Below are 23,757 nucleotides of genomic sequence, written 5' to 3'. Positions count from 1 at the left end.
AAACGTGGAACAAGGAATTAGCTTCAATAAAATACGTCAATCTATAAGTCATGCCCTAAAGATTACTCGTATACTTTGGCAAATTAACAAAGTGATGTTTATAGCAATTATCGTCTTAACAGTTCTACAGGGACTAAGTCCTGTAGTGATGCTCTATATTACACAAGAGCTTATAAACAGTGTAGTTATATCTTGGGAAAGCGGTTTTAAATATGTAATTCAAATGTTTATTATTTTTTCCTTGTTTTCAGTAGTAAATGAGTTAGTAAATACCATTCACACTTATTTAACTGGTCTATATGAAACGAAAATATCGAACGAAGTAACCTTGTCTATAGTGAATAAAGCTAAGACTTTAGAACTGGAGGACTTTGAAAATGCAGAGTTACAGGATCAGTTAAAAAGAGCACAGGAAGAGGCAGCATATCGTCCATATGCTACCTTTCAAATCATATTAGGGATGGGAACGAACCTTATTACACTTTGTGCAGCTGCAGCTTACCTCATCACTTGGAAATGGTGGGTAGCGCTATTGTTAATGGTTATTCCATTCACCTCTTTTATTTCTTTTATCAAATTGAGTCAAGCAGAATTTGAAATCAATTGGAATAGAGCTTCAAAGTTTCGTCTAGCATGGTATTATAAATATTTGCAGACAAATGATAAGACTTTTAAAGAAGTAAAGCTATACAATATAGGTGGATACCTATTCCAAAAACTTAAGAAAATTCTTGATTCATTTTATGCCGAAGACCGTTTTATTGCAAAAAGAAAACTAAAATTAACTCTTCTTTTTGAAATAATCAATCTAACAGTAATTCTTTCTCTTACATTTCTTATTTTAAAAGGGGCTTATTCAAAAGAATTTCTAATCGGAAATATAATTGGTTACATACAAGCTATCAGGCAAACGCACTCTACCTCAAAATCAACAATCTTAGGTATTATAAGCTTTGTCCAGAATGCAATGTATTTAGAAGTCCTATTTGATTTTTTAAATTGGAACAATAAGAAAAAGAATTCAACTATGTTACTTACAAATAAAGTTGAAGATAATCTTGAAGAAATAAAATCTGTAGAGTTTAAAAATGTATCGTTCACTTATCCTGGAATGGATACGCCTAGCTTAAAGAATGTCTCCTTTAAAATTGAACAAGGGGATACGCTTGCTGTTGTAGGAAAAAATGGATCAGGGAAAAGTACAATCGTCAAACTTTTAACGAAGATGTATCATGAATATGAAGGAGACATCCTTATTAATAATATTCCAATCCAGAATATTAAAGAGGAGATATTATATAAGGAAATTAGTACAGTGTTTCAAGACTTTGAAAAATATGAAATGCCAGTAAGAAACAATATAGGATTTGGTAATATCAGTAATATGCAAGATGATCAACAACTTTCCATAGCTGCAGAGAAAGCAGGAATAAAAGATGTTATTGAATCTATGCCACAAAAGCTAGATAATCAGCTAGGGCGTTGGTTTGCTGAAGGTTACCAATTATCTGGAGGGCAATGGCAGCGTATTGCAATTGCGCGTGCTTTTATGAGAAATGCTACTCTATGTATATTGGATGAACCGAGTGCAGCATTGGATCCTATTTCAGAAAAAGAAGTATTTGAAACATTTAAGCATTTGATGGAGCAAAAAATTGGGATTTTCATTTCACATCGGTATTCCTCAGTGCGCTTTGCAGATAAAATATTGGTGTTAGAAAATGGTTATGCTGTAGAGTTTGGTAATCATGAACAGTTACTTAATGAAAAAGGAGTGTATGCTGAATTATATGATACACAAGTTGCAGCAATTTTAAATAGGTAGGTTACTACATAAAGAAAATGTGAATTTTATGTACGTAGCAACTTTTAAAAAGAAAAAAGTCGATTTAATTGAACTGCACCTTTAATTGTTTAACTCTGATTAACAATTAAAGGTGTAGTTTTTATGGTTATAAGTTTAAAATAAGTCTAACCATTTGTAATAAAGTTGCACTGTCTATAAGAAAATTATATCGTTTTGTTTTTTGATTAAAGGATTCTAAATGAGTGAGTTTCTTCTATTATCAATGTAACTTCCTGTTCCGGTGATATAAATACCAATAGGGGTTTCAATAATTTTGGTAGATTTTAAATTGTAAAATTCTAATCTTTTTACTTAGATTTAACTTTTGTCTTCTATTTTGTTTTTAGAACCAGCGAGAATGACATTTTCGTCAGGGTAATTTTGAAAAGTAATTGGTGCCCCTGAGGCACCAGAATGATTTACATGTTAGCAGCTTTTTGAAAGGTAGCGAAAGGTTGATCTAATGTGCCGGGATTGAGGTCATTTCCTGTTGGAGATACATAGTAATTTGTAACAGAAATTACATTGTTATTGGATTGTGCAAAGGTAGAGACAGGGAGTGTGAAAATTAACATACTGAAAGAAAGGATAAAGATAAAAAGTAATTTTTTTAATGAGGGAAATATTGTTTGATATTTCATCATGATCCTCCTTCTTTTTTTAGCATTCCTTCTCAACTATATAGTTAAAACTGACGATTTATATCTTGTATCAATAAAAAAACAGGAATGTATTGCGGGTTAAGGGATATCAACTCCTATGGTCTACGTCTTCTATCTGAAACTAAATTTTTAATAATTTATGGTTTTTCGTATAAAATCAAATCATATATACGTGTACTTAAAGAAATATGGATATTAAAATCGGTAGACGAGGGAATGAGAGATACTGATACTAATTTTAAGGAAAGTTATTCAAAATATGTTTTCTATTCAATTAAAGCTTCCCTGTGTATCATGTTAACTGTTGTACTAATTTGATTGGTAAGATTAACAGATAATTTTTTAAAGTGGGGGTAGTTCAATAAATCTGAAATTAACATTGTTTAATATGAGTGTTCGAAAAATTTTATCAAGTTTTAATATTCGAAAAATCATTTATATAAACAAGTATGTTATGGTAATCTTTAATAAAAGGGGGTAGCGTATATGAATGTTGAAATTATTTCTAAAGAAGAAATCACAAAATTATTAAACGACTGGTATCAAGCTATAATTTCACAACGTGTATTACAGTCTAATAAAATAAAAGAAGAGATTGCAGATAAAATCAATAATATTAAGGAAGACCAAACAATATTAGTCTACTATGCTTTAATGAATGCGCGGTATAATCTGCTAATTCGTGATATGGATAGTTCAAAAGATATTTTGGATAAAATTGAGCCATTACAAGAGCCTACAGAAACATTTTTAGAGTACTATCATCATTTATTTAAAGCAATTTATGCTACTAATACAGCAAACCATAGTGAAGCAAGAATGCAATTTGAAGAAGCTGAAAAGTATTTAGAGTACATGCATGATGAAATCGAAAAAGCTGAATTTAATTATTGGCTTGCAGTTCATTACTATCACATATTGAAACCAATCCTAGCAGTTCAATTTGCTACGAAGGCAAATGAAGTATTTTCAATTAGTCCAGGGTATGAATTAAAAACTGCTGCTTGTTTGAATACTTTAGGGATGGCACACACTCGCTTAAGTGATTTCGAAAGTGCAGAAGAATATTTACTTTCAGCATTGGGTACTTTCCAAAAATCTCATGACGAAAGTCTTACTAAACGTGTAAAGCACAATTTAGGACTTTTATATGCAAGTCAAAACATGTCAGAGTTAGCAATTAAGCATTTAGAGGAATCACTAGAAAACAACGCTAAAACGATGTTTCTTTTAGCAAGAGAACATTTTAAGTTAGGTCATAATCATAATGCTAATGAATATATTGAGAATGGCTATAAGATTAGTGACTTATGTTATCGTCATCATTTTCAAATTTTAAAAGCAGTACATAACTATGCACCACAAGAAGAATTAGAAAAGGTGGTCATGGAAGGTATTTCGTATTTTGAAAAAGAAGAATTATATGATTGGGTAAAAGAATATGCTTATCTTTTAGGTAATATATTCTATGGTTCAGAAAATCACGAAAAAGCCAGCAAGTATTTACACATCGCTTTAGATGCAGACAAAAAGAGTATAGAAAGAAGGGCGCTAAAATGAAAAAAGCAATCTTATTAATGATGATGTTATCCGCTGTTTTTACTTTTGGTCTTACTAATGTAAAAGACGTATCACAAAATGAAACTATTGAAGTGTTTATGGATCATGGAGAGCATATTTAATTATCTAAAAAAAGAGGGAGCTGCGAGCACCCTCTTTTTTAATTATGAACATATTAATTTAGAAATAACATAAGTAGCAGTAGGAATGGAAAATATAAGGGATAATGTTCCATAGTACCAAATATAGTCTGATTTACATTCTTCTTTACACCCAATGCTTTTAAGGGGGGAGTTGCGGATAGAACAATTGAACCGCTTCTATTTACATCACCGACTACTGCTAACTTTGTATGCATAGGGTCTAATCCCATTTTGATGCAACTTACTGAAGCGTAAAAACTTCATAGAACTACACATAAGATGATTTTATTCGTTAGGATTGAATAGTCATACACTGTGATTGCCCCTCTTCATAGAAGAGCGATGGAAAGAACACCTTAATAAATAGCCTTTAAAAAAAGGTCCTCTTAACGAGGGCCTTTTTATTTTCGTGTGTTTTTAGAATTATTCTGTTATTAAAAGATATTGTAATAATATAGGTAAATATATAGTAATATATAACCAAAGTAGAGTATATGTGGTAAAATTTTATTAGAGTCTTGATTTTTTATTTATTACAATAGAGGTGCACCTATGAAACTCATTACATATAATCATCATTTGGGAAAACAAGCTATTAAAGATGAAATAGTACAATCTCTAATAGATTCATTGGAGGCTGTTGAATTTAAATTAAAAAAAGGCTGCGCACGTAACTTGCGTCAAACAATTGAGCGGTTAATGCAACTACAAGGCTGGTCGGGCAAAATAAAAATTGATAAATCAAGGGGCATTACCATTACATCTATGAAAGAAAATATTGGTTTATGTCTTCAAACCGGTAATGTAGGAAGATTTTATGCTGATATGCTTAAACTTCAAACGATGTATTTAAATGGAAAAGTAGATGCGGGTATTTATATTCTTCCAACAAAGCAAGCCGCTCTTATTATGGGCGATAATATAGCAAATTATGATCGTTTTGTTGAAGAATTAGATTTATATAAAAAAATCATTACTATACCGATTCATGTAATAGGAATCGATATCTAAAGGAGAGATGGAGAATGGAACTAGGTTGGGCATACCCAAAGAGGAGAGAACTAATTGATCGATTAGTTAGTAATGTATCTGCTAATCAACATAAGCACCCAATTAATTTTCAAAATGAAAGAACATTTTTTCCGATTTTTAAAGTTGAAATTGGGATGCCAAAATATCGTTTATCAAACGGACGTACACAAGATGCCCAAGAGCAATATTATACGAAACAAAATTTATCAGAAGATTATTTTGAAAGAGACCTAGAACTAGAAGAAGTTCACGAAGCACAGCATGGTATTCTAAAACAACAGTTAAAGTCCAGCGGAATTGATTTGCTTGATTATTTCACTAAGAACAAGCAGGAAGAACCCTTGATTTTAGACAATAATGGTTTTGTGGTGAATGGTAACCGTCGTTTATGTACTATGAGAGAATTACGCCAAAAAGACATAGCAGCTGGAAAGCAATCACCTAGATTTTCTCATATTGAAGTAATTATACTCCCACCTTGTTCTGAAGAAGATATCCTTGCTCTTGAAGGGAAATTGCAAATTACTCAAGACATTAAAGCGGATTATGTTTGGACAGCAGAAGGATGCATGTACCGATCACTTAGGGATAAAAAGGGATTTACTACAGAAAAAATTGCTAGTTTATATGAGGGAAAGAAAAAAGAGGATGTAGAAGAGCTTATTTTATTATTGACCTACGTGGATCAATATCTGGCGTCTCGTAATACTCCAAAACAATATCATGATATTCAGGAAGATCAATTGGCATTTGAAGCAATTGTAAAAGGAAGAAAAAAATTAAATGATGAAGATAAGAAAGATATCTTCCAAACCATAGCCTTTTCAGTTATTGAGAAACCATTAACTGGCATGGGAAGGTTGTATAGTTTCTTACCAAAAATTGTAGATAATATCGATGCTATTATTGAACGAGCTCAGCAAGAGTTTCCTCCAGAGGAGCAAATGTCGATTGATGATGAAGATTTTGATGGTGGCTTGCTCGGTGGAAGTGATTTCGAAGTAAATCTAATCAATTTAGCTCAAACACTAGATAAAGAAGAAAACAGAGAAAATGTGGTGCATATCACAAAAGATGTTATTGATGCAGAAGACGATCGACAACAAAGATTTACTGTAATTCAAAAAATTCAGCGTGCCAATAGTTTTTTGCAAGATGCAGTAAACATGTTTGATGATGATACAGAAGTTGAAGGTATACAATCTCAATTAGAAGCCATCGAAACTCATATTGAAGAATTAAAGGGGAAACTGCTAAATGTTGCACATTGAGTACTTAGCAGATAAACATGCTGCTCATATTATAACAGAAGATCAGAAGCATATCGGTTGGCATGAAATATGTAGAACTTGTAAAGAAACAGGTCAAGAGGTATCTTTAAATACAACAAATACACTGACAATGCCCTGGTGGGCTTTTTTATCAATTCGTCCTTTAATTAATAGAATTATAAAAAAACATCGGTTAAAGCTTACTGCTGATGAAGAAGCAACAAGGTTATTAAGATTATCTCTTTCAAGGGAAAATACATATAATCTTGCAAAAGAAGGCTATGAAGAATACACTGAGGATGATGTAAGCCGCTTACTAGCTGAAAAAAATTTTCAGCGTCAGCTCACGCCTCAACAACTTCGTAATGTAGCAAGGCTAGCGTCACTTCCATCAGGTGCAACTTTTTCTGTCCCTGGTGCTGGCAAAACAACTGAAGCACTTGCTTTATTTTGCTTAAAGAAAGCAAAAAACACAAGATTACTTATTGTATCGCCTAAGAATGCTTTTGCAGCTTGGGAAGAAACTTTAAGTGTCTGCATGCCGGAAAGTCCACCAGTTGTTAGATTACGTGGTAGCTCGAAAATTAGTCAGTTGTTACGATGTAACCCAGAAATTATGGTGATTAACTATCAGCAGCTGCCCAATGTATTAACAGAAATAGCGTCGTATTTGAGTACAGTTCCGTTTTTTATGTTCTTAGATGAAAGCCATCGGATTAAACGTGGAAACAGTGGAGTATATGGGCGAGCTGTCCTAAGTTTATCACATCTACCAGAACAGAAATTAATTATGTCAGGAACACCACTTCCTAATTCTACAGAGGATCTTGTTTCACAATTTAATTTTTTATATCCAGAAGTTAGAGTGGATAAAAACTCTGTTGTGGATTACATTCGTCCGGTGTATGTACGGACAACAAAAAACGAGCTCGGATTGCCAACACCTATTTATCATGTGGTTTCTGTGCAAATGAGCCCAGCACAACGTAGGCTTTATAACTTAATGAGAGATGAAGAATTAAGACAAATTGAGCTCTCTCAAGCGCGTGATCGGAATAAATTACGGTCTATGGGTAAATGTGTTATGAAGTTACTGCAAGTAACTTCAAACCCATCATTATTAGCGAAAACTGATTTTAAACATCACGAGTTACTAAAGGATGTGTTGATGGAAGGAGACAGTCCAAAAATTAATTATGTTTGTGCTCGTGCAAGACAATTAGCTAGTCAAGGGAAAAAAGTTATTATCTGGTCAACTTTTGTAGAGAGTATTGAACAAATATCGAATCGCTTAAGTGATTTAGGCGCCGATTATATTCATGGTCAAGTTGACTCTGGAAATGAAGAAGATAGTGAGACAAGGGAAGCGAAAATTAAACGTTTTCATGACGATCCTAATTGCTTTGTGTTAGTAGCAAATCCTGCAGCAGCTGGGGAAGGGATTAGTTTGCATACGGTTTGTCACGAAGCTATTTATTTAGATCGTAGCTACAATGCAGCGCACTTTTTACAATCAGTGGATCGTATTCACCGTTTAGGCTTGTCTCAAGATATTGATACAAATGTTGAATTGGTAGTTACACCCGATAGCATTGATCAATCAGTAGAACGAAGGCTAACCTCTAAAATTACTAGAATGTCACAAGTATTGAACGATCCATCAATTATGATTGAACCTGAATACGCTGATGAAGAAATTGCAAGTGAGTTAAGCGAGCAAGATATTCTTGATTTTATTAATCATTTACGAGGCGAATAGATTATGGAGTTTTCAGTAGGTATTCTCTATTCTACTCAAACGTTTTTGGAATTTATCAATAAAACAACAATAAAAGCCACTGAGTTTTCATCATTGTTTAAAAGGTTTGAAACAACTTCTTCACAATTGGTACTAGAAGTGGCGGATGGTTGTAACTGGATTACTTTAGATTTGGAAGGTAATATAAGGTTATCTGAACAAGGAAAAGAGATACTGACACAAAACAATATGAGGGACGCGTTACGAGTTCAGTTGAAATATTTGATTGAAGAGTTTAAGCCGTCGTGGTCTTATCTCATCCACAAGGGCAGAAAAGAAGCTATCCAATATTTTCCTGAAAACGTAAAACAATGTTTTAAAGAAGCAGAACTGATCAATTCTATTGATCCAGATGTAATTAAATGGTGGGATATTCTTGCATCAATTGCAAGAGGAAAGCAACAGGACACTCAGCTTGAGGTAGGTAGGATAGGCGAAAAATTATCTTTAGAATATGAGAGAAATAGGATTGGAAAAAACCCGGTATGGCAGTCTGTTGAATCTAATTTATCTGGGTTTGATATTCTCTCTTGCGTTAGTTCAATAGATATGACGCCCCTTAAAATAGAGGTAAAAACAACTACTATTTCTTCCGAGTTATTTACTTTTTACGTAACAAGAAATGAGTGGAATGTAGCAGAATTATCACAACATTATTATTTCCATTTGTGGATATTAGGGAACGAACCAGAATTATTTATTATTGATAAAGTGGATTTAGTAGATCATATCCCACTTAATCAGGGGTGTGGGTATTGGGAGAATATTAAGGTGATTTTGGATATAAAGACATTGCAAATTATAAATAAAAAGGAATGATTAATAACAATCATTCCTTTTTATTATACTTCTCAGGTAGTATTTCTTCATAATCAGATAGTTTAATGCCTATATTACTAAAAATAGGGGGGGATTGCTTGTAATTAAGCTTAGAGTTTGTTTTTCTGTTCTGGATTAGATCAATTATTTCATTGATACTTATTTTCTTATTTAAGTTATTGACAATACCATTACTGTATAAATACAAATTATTTTGATAGGACTTAAATAAATCAATAGCATCTTCAACTGTAATTAAATGAACTTGTGTCTTCAATCCGTATTTCGAGAATGGTGCTTTTATATTAAGATCTTTTAACATAAGGTGAATTTCTTTTGTATTATTAAAATTATTATTTAATACAAAATAATAACTAGCCTTACCTATTTTGTATTTTTCTTCTTCTCCATTTTCCATATTTTCTTCAATTGCAAAAGCAGCGACAAATGGGGGAACTACATTTTCTTTATTTGGATCAGATAATTTAATTATTTTTTTGATCATTGATTTTGGGAATTTTAAAATCCGTAATTTATAAATTGCATTAGTTAAAAGTATTTTTAAATTTTTCTGCTGCTCATAATATTTATTGATTTCCTTTATTTGTTCTGTAATAAGTGGTTGTGTTACATGTTCAAATATTTGTTTATATTCTGGATTGGTATCAAATCCTAAATATCTTCTATTCAATAGCTCGGCTGTAGCAAGTAAAACACCTGTACCTGCGTATGGATCAAAGATCATATCACCTTCATCTGATGAAAGTTTAATTATTCTTGCCATCATTTCAGGAGGGAAAGGACATGCGTGTTTAAATTCTTTCTCACCAAAATCTTTCTTAGTTCCCCAACTACCTTGTGTAGGAATAATGAATTCCCAAATATTATCTGGAACTTTTCCTTCAGGACTATATCTTTCGGGATAATCAACCCACCATTCCTTTAATTCATCTACTGTTTTAATGCGTTCAATATAGTATTTATAGCTTTTCGATTTCGTAAACATGTGTATATATTCAAAAGTATTCCTCATCTGGCCTTTTCGAGACCATGGAAGGGTTTTTCCTTTGTCCCATATAATTACATCTTGATGGATCCAACCAACATTTTCTAGTCTTTTTGCTATGTCATCTGGTAATCGTATAAGTTGCCCATTGCGTTTTAAAGTATCACTATTTACATAGAGGGTTGCTGTATTTTTGGAAAGTTTATATAGTGTATCAAATGTACTTTCAATATCATCTAAGTACTCTTCATAAGTTTGTTTAAATCCTGTTTGTTGAACATCTCCGTATTGTTTCATATCCCAATATGGAGGAGATGTAACAATTAAGTCGATAAATGGTTCTATATTCTCTGGTAAAAAAGAAAGAATATCCGTTGAATTACCTGTAATGTACTGATTAAATTGGTTTATATTTATAAATTCTTTGTTGATATTTGCCATCTTGTAAATCCTTCCCCTAACTTATTATATAAAATATTATATCAACTTTATGCAGAAAGATCTATAGTTGTTAATTACTTTCTTTATACATTAAGAAAGTAATTATTAATATGAAATATAATAGTTCGATGAATTATTATATCTAAAAAATATTTAAGTTTCAAATATTTTAAAGCTAGATATGGAATTTATTGTTTTTGTAATATATATTAATGTGGATTTTTATAAAATTAATATGATCTGAAAACTAAAAGTGCCCCATCTTGTTTTGTTTATAACAAGGCTATAATTGATTTAGCTACATAACATTGGTTCTGGAAATTTCATAGTATTATGGAGTGATGATATCTTTATTAAATTTAAGCTCATATAGAAGGGGAATTTAAACATAATGTGTGTAGCATTATTTTAAATTAACTGAGGAAGAACTTTAATTACGGGATATATGCTGCAATAACCGAAAAGCTGGATGGAAAAATAATAAATATATTATATAAAATTTAAGCACAATATAAGATTTTGTTGGATGTTTAAATTAATAAACTGAGGACATGTCAATTTAACATAAATTAGATAGGGTAAGAGGAAATATTGAAGTGTTATTTACAGCTTCTTTTTATAGTTAGTAGAGAAAAATGTTTATTGTGTTTTGTAACTAGCAAATTGTAAAATTTTTAACAAAAGTTGACTTGTAAATTGATACTTAATAGCATCGATGGGGTTTTCTGCAAAACTTTAAGAGGAATGTATAGTTACATTTTCATCTTTATATTGAATGTGAAGAGAAAAAAGCAAGAAATAACCAATGATTTTTAGTATTGGCTATTTCTTGATAGATACAAGAATAAATTTGTAAATTAAAATTACATTTCTAAGAAAAACCATGAAACTGTGAATAATAAAAGATAACCAAAGTGCAAAAAATACAAAGGCTATAAGTTTCTTGACGAATATATTTAATTCTTTTAAGTAATTTAAACCAAAAAGACCGTCTAATATAACATTATAAAAAACACCAAAAATAAGAATACCAGTTTGAATAAAGACACAGTATGCAAATGATGATATTAATTGTTTTAAAACGGAGTCTTTTTCGTTTTCTTGAACTTTAGAAAAGGTATTCTTATCTTTGTTAAAAGATGTAATTAAGGATAAACAAGTCATGTTGAAACCAGTTTGAATAGCCACCATAGGAGCTATTTGGGAATTAATTTCCTTAATTTTTAAAAGTATTGCTGTAACAATAATATTCGATTGGATTAATACAAAAATTGCTAATAAAGAAAAGATTATTGGTAGTATAAATTCTGAAAAAATTCTTTTCTTATTAAAACCCTCAGAATATGATTGGAATATTAGGTATGAATCATGAGGTTTTGTGTTGGCCGGTTTGATCTTGATTCCTTTGTAAGATTTCTTTTTCCATGGCCGCTTCAACATCTTTATCTTCACCTACCATTGTCAGATTCGGTGTTGCAATCTTATTTTTAATGGGGTTTTTCTTAAGGATAATTGTAGACATTCCATTAAAAACTTCCTCCATTGAAGGCTCACCATTAGAATTGACTTTTACATTAATATAAAAGTCTCTAGTTATAGTGTCTGGAGTTATTTTCTTTGATCTCCCATTCGTTAATACCCCTTCAATCGCATAAGAATCGTATTTTTGTTGTTCTATGATTGATGTAAAGTACTTTTCAAAAATTCTAACTGTGGATCTTCCAGTTTTATTTTTTATTTTTATTTCTAAATCATAACCTTTTATTCCGTTTTCTTCTAATTCCGAATCCAGAACTTCACTTACATCTCTTTTTTCTGTAGTACTATCTAAAGTTAATATTGCAGTTTTTACTTTTGTAAATTCTTTTAATTTGTCAAAAAAGTCCACAGGAGGTAAAGTTGTTAGTCTATAGCAAGATCTTTTGTGAATCATGAGTTTATTATCTTTATTTTTATCATTAAATTTATCAATATAAGGATAAATTAATTTTTTGTGTGAATGTAGAAAAGTAGATAATAATTTTCTAGAGAAAACTTTATTAAAATCATCTTGTACCAAGAGTAAACCAGTTCTTCGATCAATCATAAAATATACGTTATTTTCTACACCATGTGTTTTTTCAATTGTTCCAATTTCTTCTTGAGTTTCAATATCAATATGATTTCTTTTAATTCCGTGTTTTGCAGTAATGAAGTAGCCTTCAACTATATTAGGATCATTAGATTGTCTAAAATCTCCTAAGTTAATTGAAACTGTTTCGTCTTTATACTTTCTTTGGGATTTATTTAATCTAAGTATAGCATTAAATAATATGTCAATAAGTTCATAATCATATACATGCTCATATTGAATGTCTCCACCGAATTTCGGTGTACTAAATTCATAAGCTTTTATTACTGTATTTTTTACTTTCATTAATTCCAACTCCTTTTCCGCTCTATATATTAGTATGAAAATAAAATTATCATACTAATATAATATAGCAATTTATTGTGAGAGTAAATGAATGTTAAATTCTGCACTTTATATTTATGTATGTTTATACATATGGATATTTATAGGGGGATAACTTCAATTATCTTTCATCTTATCATTACATCATTTTTATTAAAGAATCCATCCGTACTGGTTAATATAATAAATATCATTGTGTTAGATATTTCAGACCTTTATATTTTTAATATGTATGTCTAATGGCAAATTATATAGATTTATATCAATTTATATAATGTTAAAGAAGTATTAGATGTAGTGTAGTACTGTATATAGAAAAGTGAATGGAATGTTACAAGAATTTAGTAAGTGATAATAAATTTATAATTGATATTTGGATGAAAGGGATAGTTTATAAAAATACTATCCCTTTTGAGCACAATCATAATAAAATGTATGATTTAAAAATAATGGAACTTTGTAGAAGGTAGGAATATCAATGCATAAATACTTGATAGTTATATAATACTGTTTTTCGGTATTAAATGTCTGATTTATCAGTATTCGTATTGGACGTAACATATTTCTTATTAGTGATTCTATTAAAATCTATCATATATTTATTGGAATCTAGCTGATTAGGATTGAATTTTACTATAAATTCTTCTGCCGAAGAGAGTCTATAAATACAGTCTTCATTAAAATCGTAATACCTATCTATATAATTACCATAAGCGTTGATAGTTGGTATAAAGGCGTAATTCCACTCTTCTTCTTCGAAGTTAGGGAAAAGTTGAATTATTCCAAGGCTGTCATTAGGAATTTTATTATCTTCAATTAAATTGAAAGTGTGTGTGAATGCTAATGGTAATTTACTTAATAAAATTGGAGTCATTTCATAGTGATTTATCACAGCAAAAATACATGTATTATTATAGTATTCTTTTATTACTATCGCCTGTTTTTTATCTTTATAATTACTTACTATTTTAGTATATAGTTTAGATAATTTATTTGATAAATTATCTCGTACTTTTTCACCTAATTGGTTAAAGTATTCTTTATTTATTAGCCCTTCTACAAATCCATCCGTTATTTTAGTTACCATTTTTGTTGCAAAAAGAATTCCAAAAAGTTCAATACTTGTTATTAAATCTAAAGCACCTTTTCTATTACCATATGTTTCTATTTTTATGGTATCACCATTGGTTTTCATAATACTTTCTAAAGTTTTAAGTGTTTCAAAGTCAACTTCATTATCATAATAAATTTTCATTCGTTAACCCCCAAATATAAGAATATAATTTTATATGGTTATAATTTTATTATATAAATAATTAAATTACAAATATAAGGAATTAGATAGACTGAAAATTCCCTGAATTTAATTGGCGATAAAGAGAATCAGATTAGTTACTTCAAGAAAATCAAATGAAATATAGATGTGTATATTAAAAGAGACGAAATATTATTAGTATAATTTATATAATATAATTCATTAGAAATAGTTATTTAAAGTACTAAACTTTTCAATGTTTTCTACTAGTGTAGCATAATAAATTTGGATTATTAGTTATTATAAAGCTAAAATATAAGGTAAAGCGTAGGACTTTAAGGGGGGGTTACAATGAATAAAAACATCAAAAAATAAGAATAAAGGGAAAGTAATAGTATATTACAGACATTAGATTATCGGCGTAATCAGAATTCTATAATTAAGGATATCTCTTTTGGCTATATTGAAGAAGATACTTAGACTTATTTTTGGATATTTCTGTAGAGGGGAAATAGAGACACCTCCTTTTTTTTATTACAATTAGTGATATATAGTTGAATAAATTGTAAGGAGGAGAACATAAATGATATTGGATATTGGAATTACAGAAGTAGAAAAATCCAATGAATTTTTAAGAAGTCTATGGGCAGAGGTGGCTAAAGAATTTGGGAAATGTGCTTGGTATTATACCCTATATAAAATCAAACAGGCAAAAACAATAACATTTGGTTTTATGGACATTGGAGAGTCTGTTTTAATAGCTGGAGTTACTTATAAAAACAAAGGTTCAATTATAAAATTGTTTTTTGAATACAGTTAAGATATCTACGGTTACGGATACATAGAGGGACAAAAAGATAAGTTGAAAAAGGAATCTCAATTAGGGAAAAGGCTAGAAAAGGTTGTGAAAAAGGCACGAAAAAGTATGGGGAAATATAAAAATTACAGTGCTTCTCCAATCATTAAATCTTTACTTCCATTGTCTAATTATGAGGGACATAATTTTAAAGTGGAATATATTGGTGATAATAAAACAAGAATCTATTTTCCAATGGCTGCTTATGATAAAAATCAAGTTAAAGGTAAAATTATTCAGAAGACAGACCAAATTATAGACTTTTTATCGGTAGAAACTAATGCACCTTTTTGGAGTGCCTCAACTACTTATAAAGAAGATAAGGAGAAAACAGAATTAATTGAAGAATTATATCAAGAACCCGATTTTATTGATGGTTTATCTGTTAAGAATGGTTATTTAACGATTTCTGAAGAGGCAAAAGAGTTTTTTAGAATATTTAATCAAAAGTAATGGAGAGACAAGGGAATTACAAATATTTCTAAATACCTGTTATCATTTCCACACTGCAAGAAAGTATGATGCGCAAATTCATGACCATCAGGGATATATTAGACATCCATTTGAAGATGGTTCTGGTGTAAAGATGGAGGTTTACACAAAAAAACAAGATTTAAGGACAGCGCTTGATATAGGTAGTTTACAGACTGAGATAGCAACAATACTTTACATGTCAGCGTTGGAAGTTGTTACACTGATCGGTTTTCATAGTGAGAAGTGTGGGGTGTGCAATCAGGAGAAGTATGGTATTGCTAGCAGAGTAAGGAAGTTAGTAAAAGAGAAATTAAATTCAAATATAGCTAGTCAACTTAATAATTATTACGATAAGAGATTAAAGTACTTACATAGAGGTTACATGCTGACAGACGATGCGCCGACAAATAGTCTAATTCCTTTACTTGATATTGATGGTGAAAATGGATGTGATTTTCCTGTACAAGTATCATTAATTAATCTTAGGGAATACACAAGTTATATTTTAAGGGCATTTTATAAGGAGTATTTTCTTAACAAAGAAAATGTAAAAAAACAAATTTTTTTGAATAATATATAGATGGAGATTACTCTTGGAAAGAAGTATGGATTAGTTCATCCACACACCCTTTCAGTTCTCTTCCTTATTAAATGTCATAGAAAAAACGCCTCCTATTTTGTTTTTGAAAACGAGATGAGAGACGTATATCTACCTGTTGCAGTCGACCGCCATCGTGTTTGGAAGGCAACCGCCACCCTGCGTCAAGTCAACGGAAAATAAAAAAGCGCTCTCTCCGTTGATAGAACGCCATTTTACCGTACTGTATACCCCCGGAGAGGCTCGAACTCACGACCTCCATTCTGTCAAGGTGGAGGTTTTTTAAATAATCTAGTCTTTTCTTTGTATTATAAACTCCCAAAACTTTTTTAATTCCTCACGCTTTTGAGGAGTCGCATTTTTTATATCTTCAAACCATTGATAAAGCTCAGGATCTTGTACGTCTGTAATTTGTCTTATTTCAGTTGTACCAAGGAGGTAATCAATAGATACTTCAAAAAAGGTGGCTAATTTTATCAATGTATTATAATCAGGTTCTCGATTTCCTTGTTCATACATTGCATATGTAGTTCGAGCAATCCCTAGTTGTTTTGCCATGTCTTCTTGACGCAGTTTGCGTTCTTTTCGAAGAGTGTGTAGTCTAGTCCCAAACATATACTACCTCCTTTTAGGTGTTTTCTAAATCAATTATAACGTCACAATATGTAACATTTAATAAAGTACACGAAATGTGTAAAAAATATTGATTTTAAACTTGTTATTATGTAATATAATCATTAGTTACACATTTTGTGACAATGAAAGAGGGGGAATAATGAGGTTTTGGTTATTGGAAAAACGTAAAAATAAAGAGAAAACACAAGATTATATTGCATATAAGGCAAGAATATCTAGAAGTATGTATGCAATGATTGAAAGTGGTGAAAGAAATCCAAGTGTTCCTGTCGCAAAGAATATAGCTAAGGTACTAAATTTTGATTGGACTCTTTTTTTTGAAGATTAATGTCACGATTCGTGTAATTAGAGGCGTGATAAGTTATGTTTCTATATTGTTGTCCTACAACGAAATAAATTATTAATTATTTTTAAGAAAATATTAGATAAGGGAAGTGTTTAAATATGAACATGAAAACATTTGAAATGCGTGAAAAACGATTAGCAGAACTATTAGGTGCAAAAGTACTATGGGAATTTATAAGTGCTGTGACAGAGGAAATTGAAAAACAAGAATTAGAGTCTACACCAGGTTTGTTAGAAGATCTATTCATACATGTAAAAGAAACGATTCAAATTCAAAATATGAATCAACGCACAACAAAAGCCCCTGTAAAAACAGAGGCTGATGGTATAAATAAAGATACATTATTTATGGAAACATATGTAGAATTAATTAATCATAAGTTTATTATTTCTGAATTAGTTGTAGAGCTTTCATCTGTTCTAAAAGAATTAAATTGTTTTGCTCAATCATCTTTGCCACAGCTTCAAAATAAGCTTGACTCTCATGAATCTCAACCTGCTTCTATTTAAGGGATTTTATTTATGCTCAAATATGTTATTTCCGGATTGTCGGATTAATTTATTATCTATGCACAACGTATTGTAGAATATGTTTTATTTTAAATTATATATGTGTGATATAATTTATAAATCATTTTTGGGGAGGAATTATTTATGAAGTGCAATAAATATAATTGGGTACATTTAAAGAGGGAAAGCGTATCAATGACCCTATAAACTACGTCTACCCTTATTATTGGAGGGTAAGGTGTGAATTCATCTCATTCACATTCAATATTACGCCATAATCAAATTTTATTATGGCTTTGTGTTCTTTCTTTTTTCAGTGTTTTAAACGAAATGGTTTTGAATGTTTCATTACCTGATATCGCTAGTGATTTTAATAAGGAGCCAGCAAGTATAAACTGGATAAACACAGCGTTCATATTAACTTTTTCTATAGGAACAGCTGTATATGGAAAACTATCAGATCAGTTAGGCATCAAAAAGCTACTCTTATTTGGAATTATAGTGAATTGCTTCGGATCAGTTATCGGGTTTGTTGGACATTCGTTCTTTTCTGTACTTATTATGGTTCGGTTTATTCAGGGAGCTGGCGCAGCTGCATTTCCAGCACTTGTAATGGTTGTTGTTGCGCGCTATATTCCAAAAAAAAATAGCGGTAAAGCATTTGGGCTTATTGGGTCCATTGTAGCAATGGGAGAAGGTGTCGGACCATCTGTTGGTGGAGTAATTGCCGAATATGCTCATTGGTCTTATATACTACTTTTGCCTGTTGTAACGATTATCACTGTTCCCTTCCTTGCAAAACTATTGAAACAGGAAGATGTAATAAAAGGAAGTATTGATGTTAAAGGAATAATATATATGTCCGTAGGTATTGTATTTTTTATAATGTTTACGACATCTTATAGCGTTTCCTTTCTAGTCGTGAGCATTATATGTTTCTTGATATTTGTTAAACATATTAGGAAAGTGTCTAATCCTTTTGTTAATCCTTCACTAGGAAAAAATATATCATTTATGATTGGAATCATTTGTGGAGGACTTATATTAGGAACTGTAGCAGGATTTCTTTCTATGGTTCCTTATATGATGAGAGATGTCTACCAATTAAGTACTGCCACAATTGGAAGTGGGATTATTTTTCCTGGAGCAATGAGTGTTATTGTTTTCGGCTATATTGGGGGAGTGCTTGTTGATAAGAAGGGTTCTTTATTTGTATTAACAACTGGAGTTGCATTTCTTTCTATAAGCTTTTTAGTAGCAGCCCTTTTTATAGAAACAACGCCTTGGCTCATAACAATTATAGTAATTTTTGTTTTTGGCGGGCTTTCGTTTACGAAAACAGTTATCTCTACCATCGTTTCAAGTAGTTTGGAACAAAAGGAAACAGGTGCTGGAATGAGTTTGCTTAATTTTACAAGCTTTCTATCAGAAGGAATGGGTATTGCGATTGTAGGTGGATTATTATCGATACATTTGCTAAATCGAAAATTATTACCTATAAATGCTGATCTGTCTACTCATTTGTATAGTAATTTGCTATTAATTTTTGCAGGAATCACAATTACTAGCTGGTTAGTTACAATGAAAATGTATAAACGTTCAAGAAGAAATATATAAAGAGCCAAAGAATTCATTTTTAAACGAATTTATTGTTATATTTTTTGGTAGTGAATATCCTACATCAAAAATTAAACGATTTTAAGTATAACCTCGTCCTAATTATAGAACGGGGCTATACTTGTTTAAACTTTTAAACGTAAATAACTCCATTGTAGCTTTAGAGGGAGAGAAATACTTCAAGGGAAAAGCAACTGATGGAAAAGGTGGAAAAGAAGTAGATCGGCTCATTAAACATATTGTGGGTTCGGGGCATATTTCAACACTAGAGCATCTAACATATACCTTTGCAGTAGAAGGAGTTAGCAGAGCATTACTCTCTCAGTTAACGCGTCACCATGTAGGATTCAGTTATTCAGTCCAGTCTCAAAGATATGTACGCATGGGAAGTGACGATAAGATAGGTGGGTTTGATTATGTAGTGCCTGAAACGGTTAAAGCTAAAGGAGAACAAGTAGTTAAAGCTTACAACGAAATGATGTACAAACTACAAAGTGATTATGATCTGCTTAGAACATTAGGAATTCCTGCTGAGGATGCCCGTAGCGTACTTCCAAACGAGTTATAACTAACCTAGTCTAAACAGTCAATTTACAGGGACTTTTAGATTTCTATAATAAGCGTCGAAAAGGGAAAGGTGCTCAAGCTGAAATCGCAGAGTTGGCAGAACAATTAAGGCAAGAAGTTGTAAAAGTTGAAAAGTGGGTAGACGAGTTCTTCGGAAGTGGAAAGTAACAGAAGCCTAGCAAGATTACAAATAAAAGAGCAGCTAGCAAAGGCTAACTGCTCGCGTAAGAAAATCGGAGAAAAGATCACCGTGTCATTTGTAGTATTGGTGGAATATTGAGTTTTATTCATAAAGAACTACGATTAACTTAATGCATAGCCCACAATCAAAGTTAGTGTTAAAAACACTGATAATAACAATGTTATTAAGACTGTTGCTATGCTTCTAAGCATCGCAACCCAATTATTCATCTTAGAAAATCCATTAATGCCAGCAATAAAAGTTCCTATTGTTAAAACTAGTAAAATAAATAAAGGATGAATGTGTAGTGAAACCGTAAAAAATTTGAATATTCCAGATGGGATTTCAAAATATAAACGAAATAAACCAATACAAATTAAGGAACAAATAAAGGACCATAGATTGATGTTATGTTTCATAGCCTTCTCCTATGTTATCAAAATCTTTTTCTATAATTTTAATGGAAAATACAAGGAAAAGATAGCGGTTATAAATTGGAATAAAGTTCTTAACAAAATAATCCTTTTAAAGAAATGGAGATTTATAAATGGGAAAAGTCAAAGAGATAAAGGAATGAGACGTGAAAGAGAATTTGCTAGTTTGATAGGTGATGCTCGTGTACCGCTCTCTGGTGCGATGGACGGGTATTCAAACGATGTAAAGGGTTTTAAGGTCTTGAATGGGAAGTGAAAGCGAGGAAAGAAGGATTCAAGACGTTATATAACTGGTTGGAGGATGAATGTGGACAGCCAGATGCATTAGCGATTAAGGCTGATAGAAAACCGTGGTTGGTAGTAATGCCGTTGGATACATTTTTGAAAATGGTGAAGGAGTGAGAGTATGTTGGATATTGCCCTACCTGTTCTTAACAAAGAGCAGACGAAAAAGAATGTGCTTCAAGCTTTGAAAAAGTATCACCTATTTTTATTAAGTATAGATGAAAGGGATATAGAGCGTGTACAAGATGGTAAGGTAATCCGCATGAGTAAAACAGCTTTAGAATGAATCAACTATATTCAAGAAATAAGAAAAGGCGTAGAGAAATTGAATGCATGGGATAAGCAGCTTATTGAATTATAGCTTATCTAGGGAAAGAGAAGCCTAGCTGGGTAAAGATGTGTAGGATAGTGAATATGTCTCAGCCAGATTATTATAGGGAGAGAAATAAGGCTTTGTGTGAGCTTGCTTATAAGTTGGGAATAGAGGTAGAAGGATGAGAACCGCTTGTTGTAGCGGTTTTTATTTATTATTTATATAATGTAAATTCTTTCTTAATTTAGTTCCGCATATTAATAAAGAAATAGAATTTTACGAGGGGGAATGAGAAGCAAATGTGGACATTTTTTATTATTTTGGGATTAGGTGTAGCATGTATCATATTATTCTTAATGATGAGCAATCATGATATGAATAAATTAGATGTATTTAAGAAAGAAAATCCTGAGATGTATGAAAAATATAAGGGTGCTTTCGATTCTCAACCAGGAGATTTTTCAATGGTAAAATTGTCTGTTGAATCAGTTGAATCCCGACTATTACCTGAGGAAACAATTTGTTATTCATTCGCCCAACCAAGGTATCAAAATAAGGACATGAACGTTTACGTTTTGACAGACAAACGATACATATATTACGGTATTAGATTAACTAAAAAGGCTTTTAAATCCATCCCTTATAATAAAATAGAGAGTGTTGATGTTAAAGAAAAGGCATTAGTTACAGAATTAGAAGTGAAATCTAAAGAAGAGAAAATTGATGTGTTTTTTGGATCCTATCATAAGAAATATTTTGATGAGTTCTATATATTTTTAACAGAGAAACAGTTAAATCCTAATCTAGGAAGTTAATTGTTAATAATATGTTACTGATTGTAAATAAAGCAAGAAAAAGAATACACAATTTGTGGTCTATTTTGTTAGGAGTTAGTAGTGAATTATACCTTCTTATTCATTGTTTGTTATATTTTCTGTAAGTTTCTTTGTGCTTTACGGAATGGTTAATTCCTCTCCCTCTAGTTTAAAGGAATCGAAAAAATTTTAATTAGTACAATGTTCAAAAAACAATCAGAATATTATATTTAATATAAAAAATTTCAAAGGAGAATTTTCAAAAAATGAATGGATTCCTAAGACACCCATATGAATTTGGTGGAGAAACTGATTGGACGAAAATTTGGGGACCTGTACGAAATGTTTACATGGGACGAAAGTTAGGGATTAACAATATTGATACAACAATCTTTGCTACTCATCCAATTAATGGCGATATTTATAAGTATAACTCCCCGAACAATTGGACAAAAATTGGTGGTCCCGGGAGTATGTTTTCTGCTGGCGAAGATACCCTTTACGGGGTATCACCTGACAAAAGTGGTGTATACCAATGGATGGGGACTTCAGCTAATCCAAATCAATGGATACAGATTGGTGGTCTAGCAGATAAAATTTTTGCGAATGGTAATACAGTTTACGCTACCAATCCAACGACTGGTGACATTTATCGATATAACGGAGTCCCTTTGAGCTGGACAAAAATTGGCGGTCCTGGTAGTACATTTGCAACTACAGCTAATCCAAATCTAATAATTGGCTTATCACCTGATAAAAGTGGTGTACACCAATGGACAGGGACTTTAGATCATCCAAATCAATGGAAATCGATTGGTGGTCCAGCAGGGAGTATCTATGCTGGTGACACCTTTTATGCCACAAATCCGACTAATGGCGATATTTATCGATATAACGGAGTCCCTTTGAGCTGGACAAAAATTGGTGGTCCTGGGAGTATGTTTGCTACTAGTGATTCCACTTTGGGGGTAATATATGGTTTATCACCTGATAAAAGTGGTGTATACCAATGGACAGGAACTTCAGTTAATCCGAATCAATGGATACAGATTGGTGGTCCAGCAGGGAGTATCTATGCTGGTGGAACTAACTTATGTGCTACAGACCTTCGCACAGGAGATCTATATTGTAAATTTTCTTTTCTTCGACCACATCTACATTAACATGTGGTTCAACCGAGATACGCGTATAAAGTATCTGTATCAACAAAAGAGCAAATCTCCAAGAGATTTGCTCTTTTGTTAGTAGTTTAAACATTCTTCAATTAATTGAGTTGGTCTAACTTTTAATGCTCTAGCTAAGGGAAATAGAGTATTTATTATAGGCTTCTTTCTCCTCTTTCTAATAAGACTTATATATGTCCTATCTAATCTAGATTGAAATGCTAATTTTTCTTGACTTAATTGTAAATTAGTTCGGCGCCTACGCAATACAATTCCAAATGCTTGCTCAACTTTCAAGTGATCACTCTCCAATTAGTACTAAACTAATTTTGAATAAGTTTCCCATTCTTTCTTTAATAGGTACCTTTTCATAAAAAACTCCACATATATTATGTAAGGAGATTATCCCATGGTTTCTTTACAAATAGTAGGTGGGGAATATTTGATCCCTACATATAAAGTTCAAATAATAAAACGAAAAGATGTTTTGTATACGACGGAAGTCTATAGGTGGATGGAGGATTGTGGATATGAGTTTTGGAGTTCTATTAATCAAGGGTTTTCTTTGATAGATAGTGAAGGTCATGCACAGAAGATAGCTCTTGAACAGCTGAAGGGGTATTCGAGAGAAAATCTTAATATAACTGTTTTGAATAATTAAATGCATAAATATAT

At 31.5% G+C, this 23,757-nt stretch carries 25 protein-coding genes and 4 pseudogenes; 20 read left to right on the top strand and 9 right to left on the bottom strand.

Annotated elements, in window-relative coordinates; all coding sequences use genetic code 11:
• The first annotated feature begins 4 nt into the window (after window positions 1-4).
• Window positions 5-1,825 carry an ABC transporter ATP-binding protein gene (locus AB6801_RS26750; RefSeq protein WP_277471847.1) on the top strand — a complete coding sequence of 607 codons (1,821 nt, stop codon included), beginning with the start codon at window positions 5-7 and terminating at the stop codon, window positions 1,823-1,825.
• Between the two features lie 228 nt (window positions 1,826-2,053).
• Here the strand turns inward: AB6801_RS26750 and AB6801_RS26745 are convergent.
• Window positions 2,054-2,487, bottom strand: a pseudogene (locus AB6801_RS26745) (DUF5123 domain-containing protein); the annotation flags it as partial.
• Between the two features lie 507 nt (window positions 2,488-2,994).
• On the opposite strand from AB6801_RS26745, the gene AB6801_RS26740 reads away from it, so the two are divergent.
• Both AB6801_RS26740 and AB6801_RS26735 read left to right on the top strand, forming a co-directional pair.
• Entirely contained in the window at window positions 2,995-4,068 is a 1,074-nt protein-coding gene (locus AB6801_RS26740; protein WP_370941231.1) for a response regulator aspartate phosphatase, read from the top strand.
• A complete protein-coding gene (locus AB6801_RS26735; protein ID WP_000709205.1) occupies window positions 4,065-4,190 on the top strand; it encodes a hypothetical protein in 126 nt (41 codons plus the stop codon). Before AB6801_RS26740 ends, AB6801_RS26735 begins: the two co-directional genes overlap by 4 nt.
• A 140-nt stretch (window positions 4,191-4,330) precedes the next feature.
• Here AB6801_RS26735 and AB6801_RS26730 read toward each other — a convergent pair.
• Window positions 4,331-4,525: pseudogene (locus AB6801_RS26730) on the bottom strand (Y-family DNA polymerase); the annotation flags it as partial.
• A gap of 238 nt (window positions 4,526-4,763) precedes the next feature.
• On the opposite strand from AB6801_RS26730, the gene AB6801_RS26725 reads away from it, so the two are divergent.
• Genes AB6801_RS26725 through AB6801_RS26710 form a run of 4 tightly spaced genes read left to right on the top strand, consistent with a single transcriptional unit; the run spans window position 4,764 to window position 9,131 of the window.
• On the top strand, window positions 4,764-5,222 hold the full coding sequence (locus AB6801_RS26725) for a BglII/BstYI family type II restriction endonuclease (RefSeq protein WP_098294878.1): 459 nt from the start codon (window positions 4,764-4,766) through the stop codon (window positions 5,220-5,222).
• A gap of 14 nt (window positions 5,223-5,236) precedes the next feature.
• The gene (locus AB6801_RS26720) at window positions 5,237-6,514 is read left to right on the top strand and encodes a hypothetical protein (RefSeq protein ID WP_098294879.1); all 1,278 of its coding nucleotides are present in this window, start codon (window positions 5,237-5,239) and stop codon (window positions 6,512-6,514) included.
• Complete coding sequence (locus AB6801_RS26715; protein ID WP_370941230.1) at window positions 6,501-8,273, top strand: DEAD/DEAH box helicase; 1,773 nt, start codon at window positions 6,501-6,503, stop codon at window positions 8,271-8,273. The genes AB6801_RS26720 and AB6801_RS26715 overlap by 14 nt, the downstream gene beginning before the upstream one ends.
• 3 nt (window positions 8,274-8,276) lie before the next feature.
• Window positions 8,277-9,131, top strand: a complete 855-nt coding sequence (locus AB6801_RS26710; RefSeq protein ID WP_098628504.1) for a protein NO VEIN domain-containing protein — start codon at window positions 8,277-8,279, stop codon at window positions 9,129-9,131.
• A gap of 10 nt (window positions 9,132-9,141) precedes the next feature.
• Here the strand turns inward: AB6801_RS26710 and AB6801_RS26705 are convergent, their stop codons facing one another.
• From AB6801_RS26705 to AB6801_RS26690, 4 genes are all read right to left on the bottom strand, one after another.
• Entirely contained in the window at window positions 9,142-10,578 is a 1,437-nt protein-coding gene (locus tag AB6801_RS26705) for a DNA-methyltransferase (RefSeq protein ID WP_098628503.1), read from the bottom strand.
• 822 nt (window positions 10,579-11,400) lie between these two features.
• Window positions 11,401-12,018, bottom strand: coding sequence for a hypothetical protein (locus tag AB6801_RS26700; RefSeq protein ID WP_098628502.1), 618 nt, complete (start codon window positions 12,016-12,018; stop codon window positions 11,401-11,403).
• On the bottom strand, window positions 11,945-12,994 hold the full coding sequence (locus AB6801_RS26695; RefSeq protein WP_199679033.1) for a hypothetical protein: 1,050 nt from the start codon (window positions 12,992-12,994) through the stop codon (window positions 11,945-11,947). The genes AB6801_RS26700 and AB6801_RS26695 overlap by 74 nt, the downstream gene beginning before the upstream one ends.
• 559 nt (window positions 12,995-13,553) lie before the next feature.
• The gene (locus AB6801_RS26690) at window positions 13,554-14,288 is read right to left on the bottom strand and encodes a hypothetical protein (RefSeq protein ID WP_370941229.1); all 735 of its coding nucleotides are present in this window, start codon (window positions 14,286-14,288) and stop codon (window positions 13,554-13,556) included.
• Window positions 14,289-14,871: 583 nt separating this feature from the next.
• Between AB6801_RS26690 and AB6801_RS26685 the strand changes: the two genes are divergently transcribed.
• From AB6801_RS26685 to AB6801_RS26675, 3 genes are all read left to right on the top strand, one after another.
• The gene (locus AB6801_RS26685; RefSeq protein ID WP_098628499.1) at window positions 14,872-15,108 is read left to right on the top strand and encodes a hypothetical protein; all 237 of its coding nucleotides are present in this window, start codon (window positions 14,872-14,874) and stop codon (window positions 15,106-15,108) included.
• Window positions 15,109-15,150: 42 nt separating this feature from the next.
• The gene (locus tag AB6801_RS26680) at window positions 15,151-15,597 is read left to right on the top strand and encodes a hypothetical protein (protein WP_098628498.1); all 447 of its coding nucleotides are present in this window, start codon (window positions 15,151-15,153) and stop codon (window positions 15,595-15,597) included.
• 133 nt (window positions 15,598-15,730) lie between these two features.
• Complete coding sequence (locus AB6801_RS26675; protein ID WP_370941228.1) at window positions 15,731-16,198, top strand: hypothetical protein; 468 nt, start codon at window positions 15,731-15,733, stop codon at window positions 16,196-16,198.
• A 309-nt stretch (window positions 16,199-16,507) separates the two neighbouring features.
• On the opposite strand, the gene AB6801_RS26670 is transcribed toward AB6801_RS26675, so the two are convergent.
• Window positions 16,508-16,831, bottom strand: a complete 324-nt coding sequence (locus AB6801_RS26670; protein WP_000468117.1) for a helix-turn-helix domain-containing protein — start codon at window positions 16,829-16,831, stop codon at window positions 16,508-16,510.
• 160 nt (window positions 16,832-16,991) lie between these two features.
• Here AB6801_RS26670 and AB6801_RS26665 point away from each other — a divergent pair, with 160 nt between their 5' ends.
• The 5 genes and pseudogenes from AB6801_RS26665 to thyX form a co-directional block, all read left to right on the top strand.
• Window positions 16,992-17,180: a helix-turn-helix transcriptional regulator gene (locus AB6801_RS26665; protein ID WP_088021183.1), complete on the top strand. Its 189-nt coding sequence runs from the start codon at window positions 16,992-16,994 to the stop codon at window positions 17,178-17,180.
• A 116-nt stretch (window positions 17,181-17,296) separates the two neighbouring features.
• On the top strand, window positions 17,297-17,707 hold the full coding sequence (locus AB6801_RS26660; RefSeq protein ID WP_370941227.1) for a hypothetical protein: 411 nt from the start codon (window positions 17,297-17,299) through the stop codon (window positions 17,705-17,707).
• A gap of 144 nt (window positions 17,708-17,851) precedes the next feature.
• On the top strand, window positions 17,852-17,914 hold the full coding sequence (locus AB6801_RS26655) for a tetracycline resistance efflux system leader peptide (protein WP_106081929.1): 63 nt from the start codon (window positions 17,852-17,854) through the stop codon (window positions 17,912-17,914).
• Window positions 17,915-17,947: 33 nt separating this feature from the next.
• A complete protein-coding gene (tet, locus tag AB6801_RS26650) occupies window positions 17,948-19,324 on the top strand; it encodes a Tet(L)/Tet(K)/Tet(45) family tetracycline efflux MFS transporter (protein WP_370941226.1) in 1,377 nt (458 codons plus the stop codon).
• A gap of 136 nt (window positions 19,325-19,460) precedes the next feature.
• A pseudogene (gene thyX / locus AB6801_RS26645) lies at window positions 19,461-20,059 on the top strand (FAD-dependent thymidylate synthase); the annotation flags it as partial.
• Window positions 20,060-20,194: 135 nt separating this feature from the next.
• Here thyX and AB6801_RS26640 read toward each other — a convergent pair.
• Window positions 20,195-20,491 (bottom strand): hypothetical protein, encoded by a 297-nt coding sequence (locus AB6801_RS26640; RefSeq protein ID WP_370941225.1) that lies wholly within the window; start codon window positions 20,489-20,491, stop codon window positions 20,195-20,197.
• A gap of 267 nt (window positions 20,492-20,758) precedes the next feature.
• Here AB6801_RS26640 and AB6801_RS26635 point away from each other — a divergent pair, with 267 nt between their 5' ends.
• The 4 genes and pseudogenes from AB6801_RS26635 (at window position 20,759) to AB6801_RS26620 (ending at window position 23,082) form a co-directional block, all read left to right on the top strand.
• Window positions 20,759-20,908, top strand: a complete 150-nt coding sequence (locus tag AB6801_RS26635; RefSeq protein WP_370941224.1) for a hypothetical protein — start codon at window positions 20,759-20,761, stop codon at window positions 20,906-20,908.
• Between the two features lie 4 nt (window positions 20,909-20,912).
• Window positions 20,913-21,289: pseudogene (locus tag AB6801_RS26630) on the top strand (ArpU family phage packaging/lysis transcriptional regulator).
• Window positions 21,290-21,403: 114 nt separating this feature from the next.
• Complete coding sequence (locus AB6801_RS26625; protein ID WP_000269814.1) at window positions 21,404-21,919, top strand: PH domain-containing protein; 516 nt, start codon at window positions 21,404-21,406, stop codon at window positions 21,917-21,919.
• A 266-nt stretch (window positions 21,920-22,185) separates the two neighbouring features.
• The gene (locus AB6801_RS26620) at window positions 22,186-23,082 is read left to right on the top strand and encodes a tectonin domain-containing protein (protein WP_370941223.1); all 897 of its coding nucleotides are present in this window, start codon (window positions 22,186-22,188) and stop codon (window positions 23,080-23,082) included.
• Between the two features lie 78 nt (window positions 23,083-23,160).
• Here the strand turns inward: AB6801_RS26620 and AB6801_RS26615 are convergent, their stop codons facing one another.
• Window positions 23,161-23,349, bottom strand: coding sequence for a helix-turn-helix domain-containing protein (locus AB6801_RS26615; protein WP_370941236.1), 189 nt, complete (start codon window positions 23,347-23,349; stop codon window positions 23,161-23,163).
• A gap of 142 nt (window positions 23,350-23,491) precedes the next feature.
• On the opposite strand from AB6801_RS26615, the gene AB6801_RS26610 reads away from it, so the two are divergent.
• The gene (locus AB6801_RS26610; protein ID WP_370941222.1) at window positions 23,492-23,743 is read left to right on the top strand and encodes a hypothetical protein; all 252 of its coding nucleotides are present in this window, start codon (window positions 23,492-23,494) and stop codon (window positions 23,741-23,743) included.
• Window positions 23,744-23,757 lie beyond the last annotated feature (14 nt).

Origin of the sequence: Bacillus sp. RCC_6_1, assembly GCF_041360755.1 — a bacterium.
GTDB classification, from domain to species: domain Bacteria; phylum Bacillota; class Bacilli; order Bacillales; family Bacillaceae_G; genus Bacillus_A; species Bacillus_A cereus.
Note: the sequence above shows the minus strand (reverse complement) of the source record. Positions and strands in the feature narration are given on the sequence as shown.